Genomic DNA, 6911 nt, shown 5'->3' on the forward strand with positions numbered 1-6911 from the left:
GCAGGGGAAGCAGCAGCCCTCCCGGGCCAACGGCTGCGGGAGGCGCGGCACCGCTGCGAACCGACTGACGTATCACCACGCGCTCACCGTGCGTGCGCTTGCATGGTCGCCTCCCCATCCTGTGGAGGCCGCGGTGGCGACCCTGCGCATCGGCATTTCCGGCTGGCGTTACGCGCCGTGGCGGGGCGTGTTCTATCCGAAGAACCTGCCGCAGCGGGCCGAGCTGGAATACGCCTCGCGCCAGGTCGGCAGCATCGAGCTCAACGGCTCGTTCTACAGCCTGCAGCGGCCGGACAGCTACGCGCGCTGGAACGCCGACACGCCGCGCGGCTTCGTGTTCGCGGTGAAGGGACCGCGCTTCATCACCCACATCAAGCGGCTGCGCGACTTCGACGGTCCGCTCGCCAACTTCCTCGCCTCGGGCGTGTTCGAACTGGGCGCGAAACTGGGACCGATCCTGTGGCAGTGCCCGCCCAGCCAGCGCTTCGACGAGGCGCTGTTCGACCACTTCCTCGGCGCGTTGCCGCGCGACACCCACCAGGCGGCTGCATGGGCGCGCCGGCACGACCATCGCCTGAAGCATGGCGCCAGCATCACGCCCGACCGCAAGCGGCGGCTGCGCCATGCGCTGGAGATCCGCCACGAGAGTTTCGTCTGCGAGGACTTCATCGCGTTGCTGCGCCGGCACAAGGTGGCGCTGGTGGTAGCCGACACCGCCGGCCGCTGGCCCTACCTGGAGGACGTGACCGCCGACTTCATGTACCTGCGCCTGCACGGCGACGAGAAGCTCTATACCAGCGGCTACAGCGACGCGGCGCTGGAACGCTGGGCGGCACGCATCCGTGCGTGGTCGCAGGGCGGCGAGCCGGACGATGCGGTGCGCGCGAGCGGCCGGCCGCCGCCGAAGCGCGCCGACCGCGACGTGTACTGCTACTTCGACAACGACGCCAAGGTGCATGCGCCGTTCGACGCCCAGGCGCTGATGCGCAAGCTCGATCTCTAGCAGGCCGCAGGTCGGCTCGATCCCACCCCGCCGCCTACCGCTTGCTCGCGGCCTTCGCCTCGTTGGCCTGGTGGCGCGGATCCTCGTGCAGCAGGCGGCGGGTCACCCCGTTGGTCCAGCCGAAGCCGTCCTGCAAGGGGTACTCGCCGCCGTAGCCGCCCTCGGCATCCTCGGCGTGCGTGATCACGTACTTTTCCACCAGCTTGCTTTCCTTCCGGTACAGGCTGCCCACGGTCGCGAGCCAGCGGCAGGCGATGTCGTCGGCGAGCGCGATGCCGTAGTTGCGCAGGCCGCGGATCGCCATCCAGTGCAACGGCGCCCAGCCGTTGGGACGGTCCCACTGCTGGCCGCTCTCCCTCTCGCTGGTACCCAGGCCGCCTTCGCGCATCAGCCGGTCCTTGAGCGCCTGCGTGGTGCGTTCGGCCTGTTCGGCGCTGGCGAGGTTCACGAACAGCGGCACGGCCGCGGCGGCGGTGAGCGCCTCGCGCGCCTCGGCGCGCTGCCAGTCGTAGTCGAGGAACGCGCCGGCCTGTCCGTTCCACATCAGCCGGTCGATCGCGCTCTTGCGGGCTTCCGCGCGGCGGCGGAACTTCTCCGCCTGCTGGCGCTGGCCCACGGCATGGTTGAGCAGGCAGATCTGTCGCTCCAGCTTGTACAGGAAGCCGTTGAGATCCACCGGCAGGATCGAGGTGGTGCGGATGGTGGACAGGTCGGTGCCATCGCACCAGCGGGCACTGAAGTCCCAGCCCGAGGCGGCGCCCGCGCGCAGCTCGCGGTAGACCTGGTGCGCGGGACGGGAGGATCCGCGCGCGGTGAGCACGTCCTCGCGGTAGGCCTCCTCGCGCGGCGAATCGCGGTCGTCCCAGTAGCGGTTGAGGATGCTGCCGTCGTCCAGGCACACGCAGTGGCGGCGCGTGTCGCCGGGGCGCAGGTCCTCGGAACCGGCCATCCAGTAGTTGTATTCCTTGCGCAGGCGCGGCAGGTACTCGACCGCCTTGCAAACGCCCTTGTCCTCGAACAGCTCCACCATCAGCGCGAACACGGGCGGTTGCGAGCGGCTGAGGTAATAGGTGCGGTTGCCGTTGGGCACGTGGCCGTAGGTGTCGATCAGGTAGGCGAAGTTGTCGGCCATCGAGGCGAGCAGGTCGTGCCGCCCGCTCTCGGCCAGGCCGAGCATGGCGAAGTAGGAATCCCAGTAGTACAGCTCGGCGAAGCGCCCGCCCGGCACCACGTAGTCGTTGGGCAGCGGCAGGATCGAGGCGTTGGGCGGATGCTGGTGCGGATGGCGGGTGAGCACGTCCCACAGGCCGTCGATGTGGTCCCTGAGCGACTGCCCGGGTGGCGAGGTGTAGTGGCTGGCGTGCTCCTGCGGCGGGTCGAAGTTCGCGTGCACGAAGTCGGCGAGCCTGAAGCCTTCGTCGTCGCACTGTGCCCGGTAGGCCTCCAGGATCTCCTCCGGGTCGCCGCGCGGCACGCAGTCGACGAAGGTCTTGCTGTCGGTGAACACGCCGTCCATCTGCACGGCAATGAACAGTTCCTGGTAGCGGTCGGCCGGCGTCAGCGTGTCGGCCCTGGGCACGCTGGCGGCCCTTTCCTCGTTGTGGCGCTTGGCGTCGTCGCTCATTGCTCGGCGTAGTTCCACAACAGGCCGCCGTCGATGACCAGCGTGCTGCCGGTCATGTAGCTGGCGTCGCCGCTGCACAGGAAGGCCACCGCGCCGGCGATCTCCTCGGGCGAACCCAGTCGCTTGAGCGGGATGTTCTTCATCAGCGCGGCCATCAGCGCCGGGTCGCTCATCAGGTGCGCGTTGATCGGCGTCCTGATCGCGCCGGGCGCCACGTTGTTGATGGTGATGCCCAGCGGCGCCAGTTCCACCGACAGGTCGCGCATCAGCATCTTCACGCCGCCCTTGCTGGCGCAGTAGCTGGCGAAATGCGGGAACGGCAGCTCCTCGTGCACCGAGCTGATGTTGACCACGCGCCCGCCGTCGCCGCGGTCGCGCACGTGGCGGGCGAACGCCTGGGTGAGGAAGAACACGCCCTTGAGGTTCACGTCGAGCACCAGGTCGTAGTCCGCCTCGGTGACGTCGAGGAATCCCGCGCGGCGCTCCACGCCGGCGTTGTTGACCAGGATGTCGACGCGGCCGAGCTGTGCCACCGCCTCGGCGACCACCCGCCGGTCGGCCTCGACCTGGGCGACGTCGCCCTCGATCAGGCAGGCGCGCGCACCGGTGGCCTGCACCTGTGCCAGGGTTTCCCGCGCGCGGTCGTTGGCGACGCGGTCCTCGATCGCCACGGCGGCGCCTTCCTGCGCCAGCCGCAGCGCGATGGCGCGGCCGATGCCCTGCGCGGCGCCGGTGACCAGCGCGACCTTGCCCTCGAGCCCCATCGCGGTTCCTCTGCAAGTGGATGAGGCCGCCCAGGTTAGGCGCGGGCGGGTGAAGACCGCGCTATCGGCAGCCGCGCAACGGTTTCAACGGCGGCCCGGCGTGCGGGCCGGCGGGGGGATGCGCGTTCGGGCTCCAATGAGGCTTCAACCCGCGGAGCGATGCATGCGCAAGCACGTATTTCCCGCGGTCCCGTTCGCCGGCTCGCGTTCGCTGGCCCGGCGTCGCCGCCGCCGGCTGCGACCAGCGCAGGTAACCATTCATCGAACGTACGGCTGGACCGATGGCCGACATGCGGGCGCTGTCCAACCGCGACCATTGCAGCGCCTGCACGATGGCAACGTGCTGCGCCCGCCGCACCTACAGCGATGCATTGCGTGCGGCCTTAGCCGGCGAACGGGACGCGCCAGCCCCGAAGACGCCTGCGATTCGCCCGCGGTTTGCCCGAACCGCATCGGCGCGACCACCCACACTGCCTGCTTTCCCGAGCAAAGGATCGTGCGATGAACCGCCTTCCCGGCCTGGACCTGCTGCGCGCGTGGGCGATCGTGTGGGTGATGCTGTTCCATTCCTACGTGGTCGGCGGGCTGGGCGAGCGCTTCGCCTGGCTGGGCAACGACGGCTGGATGGGCGTGGACCTGTTCTTCGTGCTTTCCGGCTACCTGATCGGCCACCAGTTGCTCGCGCCACTGGCCCGCGGCGAGCCGCTGGACTGGCGCGGGTTCTACCGGCGCCGCGCGTACCGCATCCTGCCGGCCTTCCTCGCGGTGCTCGCCGTGTACGTCGCCTGGCCGGCGCTGCGCGAGGCGCCGGGCCTGGCGCCGGCGTGGCAGTTCGCGAGCTTCACCCTCAACCTGCTGATCGACTACGAGCACGACAAGGCGTTCTCGCATGCCTGGTCGCTGTGCGTGGAGGAACACTTCTATTTGCTGTTCCCGTGGCTGGCCTGGTGGCTGCTGCGGCGGCCGTCGCTGCGCAAGGCCGTGGCGCTGGGGCTCGGCGTGGTCGCCTTTGGCATGGCGGTGCGCGGCTACGTCTGGCTGCACGAGATGGCGTCCGTGCGCGAGCAGCCGGGGCCGGCGTTCGGCCTGCGCTTCGTCGAGGGCATCTACTACCCCACCTGGGCCCGGCTGGACGGGTTGCTCGCCGGCGTGGCGCTGGCCGCGCTGCGGGTGGGACGGCCGCAGATGTGGATGCGCCTGCAGCGGCATGCGGGCATCGTGCTGGCGGCGGGCCTGGGCCTGTTCGTCCTTGCGTGGTGGCTGTTCCGCGCGCGGCTGGGCTTCTGGCCGTCGGTGGTCGGCTACCCGCTGTTGTCGCTGGCGCTGGCCCTGTGCGTGGGCGCGGCCAGCGCAATGCCGATGCGCTGGGCGGTGCCGGGCGCCGGCTGGCTGGCGCGCGTTTCCTACAGCCTGTACCTGAGCCACAAGCTGGCCCTGCATGCGGTCGCGACGTGGTGGGTGGGGCCGTGGCAGTGGCACGGGTTCGCCGCCTTCGCGTTGTACGCCTTCGGCGTGCTGGCCGTGGGCGCCGCGTTGCACTACATGGTGGAGCGGTCGTTCCTGCGCTGGCGCGACCGCACGCCGGTGCTGGCCGAACCGGCCGCCGCAGGGCCGTAGCCCGTCCCTCGCACGGGACGGGGAGCAAGACTCAGCGGCGGCGCGAGCCGCGCAGGCTGTCCAGCGAGAAGGTGGCGATCTCGCCCTGCGGGGTGCGTCGCGCCTGGCCGGGCGGTGGTCCCCACGCGTGCGCGGTGACCACTTCCCAGGTGGCCGGGATGCGGCCGTCCACGCGCATCGCCTCGTAGGCGGCGAGCATCGCGCGGTAGTGCGATTTGCCGGTGAGGTGGCGTTCCCGTGCGCGGTCGGCGTGGGTGGCGCCCAGGCCCTTGAGTTCCTTCAGCAGCGCGCGCGGCTCGCTGTAGGTCAGCGTGTAGCGGTTGACGTCCAGCACCGGGTCGCGCAGGCCGGCGTTGATCATCGCGTCGCCCACGTCGTGCATGTCGAGGAAGCGGCTGACGTGCGACTGCTGGTCGACCGCGGCCCAGGCGGCGCGCAGTTCCTTGAGCGTGTCCGGGCCGAAGCTGGAGAACGCCAGCAGGCCACCGGGCTTGAGCACGCGCATGCATTCGCCGAACAGCGCGGGCAGGTCGTCGATCCACTGGAAGCACAGGTTCGAATGCAGCACGTCGACGCTGTGGTCGGGCAGCGGCAACTGGGTCGCCTCGGCGCAGACGCGCTGGAACGGGCGCAACAGGCGCAGGTTTGCGCGCGCGGCGCGCAGCATCGGCAGGGCCAGGTCGACTGCAATCACCTGCGCTTTCGGGTAGCGCTTCTTCAGCATCGCGCTGCCGCGGCCGGTGCCGGCGCCGAGGTCGAGCACGCGCTCGGGCGCCTGCAGATAGAAGTCCAGCCGGCCGAGCAGGTCGGCCTGCACTTCGCGCTGCAGTACGTCGTGCTGCTCGTAGGTGGCGGCGGCGCGCGCGAAGTTGCGGCGCACGCGGGCGCGGTCGAGTTGGAAGGCGCTCATGCCGGGATTTCCGCGAACAGGGGTTGCAATGCATCGGCCACCGCCTGCGCATGGCCGATGAAGGGCGCGTGGCCGGCGTGCGCGATCTCGACGAAGCGGCCGCCGCACTGTTCGGCCGACCAGGCCATGGCGGCGGGCGGCACCAAGCGGTCGCGGCGCCCGGCGATCCACACGCTGGGCACCGCCAGTTGCGGCAGGCGCGCGCGCAGGTCGCTGCGTTCGAGCAGGCCGATGCCTTCCTGCAGCACGCGCAGTTCCGGCTCGCCGCGCGCGAACACGTCCGCGCGCAAGCGGCGCAGCTCGGCCTTCGGATCGGCGCTGCCCATCGCCTCCAGCGCCAGGAAGCGCTCGATCGTGGCGTGGTAGCCGGTTTCCAGGTCCAGCGCGAGCTGGTGCACCAGGGTGGCGTCGCTGCCGTGCGGCCAACCGGCGTCGCGTACGAACTTCGGCGTGGCGCAGAGCATGGCCAGACCTTGCACGTGGACAGGATGGTCCAGCGCCGCGGTGAGTGCGACCAGGCCGCCGAGCGACCAGCCCAGCCAGGGCGCCGGCGGCGTTGCCCTGGCGACGGCCTCGGCGATCGCGTGTGGTTCCAGCGGCAGGCCGCAGGCGCGCGAGTGGCCGTGGCCGGGAAGGTCGACGACGTACAGCCTGCAGCGGTCGGCCAGCGCCTCCACCAGCGGCGCGAAGATGCCGCCGTGCATCGCCCAGCCATGGATCAGCACCAGCGGCTGCGGACCGTGGCCGAGCTTGTCGATGTGCAGGCTCATGCTTTGGCTCCCTCTCCCCCGTCCCTTATCAAGGATGGGGGAGAGGGCTGGGGTGAGGGGGCGGGGCTCGCAGGGAGGGTGGTAGGTGGAGAGACGCCCGAAGCGGGCTCCCCGCAAGAGTGTCCCCTCCCCCCAACCCTCTCCCCGGAGGGGAGAGGGAGCAAGGGCGAGGGCTGCAGCGCCTTGTCGACCGCGCCACGCCCGTCGAACACGAAGCAGTCGC

6 protein-coding genes are annotated in these 6911 nt (G+C 70.7%); 2 read left to right on the plus strand and 4 right to left on the minus strand.

Annotated elements, in window-relative coordinates; translation table 11 throughout:
- Positions 1-133: 133 nt before the first annotated feature.
- Entirely contained in the window at positions 134-1003 is an 870-nt protein-coding gene (locus AAIL17_RS16635) for a DUF72 domain-containing protein (protein WP_424683970.1), read from the plus strand.
- Between the two features lie 34 nt (positions 1004-1037).
- On the opposite strand, the gene treF is transcribed toward AAIL17_RS16635, so the two are convergent.
- Positions 1038-2627, minus strand: coding sequence for an alpha,alpha-trehalase TreF (gene treF / locus AAIL17_RS16640; protein WP_424683971.1), 1590 nt, complete (start codon positions 2625-2627; stop codon positions 1038-1040).
- Positions 2624-3391, minus strand: a complete 768-nt coding sequence (locus tag AAIL17_RS16645) for an SDR family NAD(P)-dependent oxidoreductase (protein ID WP_424683972.1) — start codon at positions 3389-3391, stop codon at positions 2624-2626. The genes treF and AAIL17_RS16645 overlap by 4 nt, the downstream gene beginning before the upstream one ends.
- Before the next feature lie 501 nt (positions 3392-3892).
- On the opposite strand from AAIL17_RS16645, the gene AAIL17_RS16650 reads away from it, so the two are divergent.
- Positions 3893-5008, plus strand: a complete 1116-nt coding sequence (locus tag AAIL17_RS16650) for an acyltransferase family protein (protein ID WP_424683973.1) — start codon at positions 3893-3895, stop codon at positions 5006-5008.
- Positions 5009-5039: 31 nt separating this feature from the next.
- Here the strand turns inward: AAIL17_RS16650 and bioC are convergent, their stop codons facing one another.
- Entirely contained in the window at positions 5040-5918 is an 879-nt protein-coding gene (gene bioC, locus AAIL17_RS16655) for a malonyl-ACP O-methyltransferase BioC (RefSeq protein WP_424683974.1), read from the minus strand.
- Positions 5915-6688 (minus strand): pimeloyl-ACP methyl ester esterase BioH, encoded by a 774-nt coding sequence (gene bioH / locus AAIL17_RS16660; protein ID WP_424683975.1) that lies wholly within the window; start codon positions 6686-6688, stop codon positions 5915-5917. The genes bioC and bioH overlap by 4 nt, the downstream gene beginning before the upstream one ends.
- Between the last annotated feature and the right edge of the window lie 223 nt (positions 6689-6911).

The sequence above is a fragment of the Frateuria sp. YIM B11624 genome, assembly GCF_049727805.1.
Taxonomy (GTDB): Bacteria; Pseudomonadota; Gammaproteobacteria; order Xanthomonadales; family Rhodanobacteraceae; genus Frateuria_A.

Excerpts from the sequence above, each read along its gene's own strand:
- treF (WP_424683971.1), bottom strand. The coding sequence starts at position 2,627 with ATGAGCGACGACGCCAAGCGCCACAACGAGGAAAGGGCCGCCAGCGTG.
- AAIL17_RS16645 (WP_424683972.1), bottom strand. The coding sequence starts at position 3,391 with ATGGGGCTCGAGGGCAAGGTCGCGCTGGTCACCGGCGCCGCGCAGGGC.
- AAIL17_RS16650 (WP_424683973.1), top strand. The coding sequence starts at position 3,893 with ATGAACCGCCTTCCCGGCCTGGACCTGCTGCGCGCGTGGGCGATCGTG.
- bioC (WP_424683974.1), bottom strand. The coding sequence starts at position 5,918 with ATGAGCGCCTTCCAACTCGACCGCGCCCGCGTGCGCCGCAACTTCGCG.
- bioH (WP_424683975.1), bottom strand. The coding sequence starts at position 6,688 with ATGAGCCTGCACATCGACAAGCTCGGCCACGGTCCGCAGCCGCTGGTG.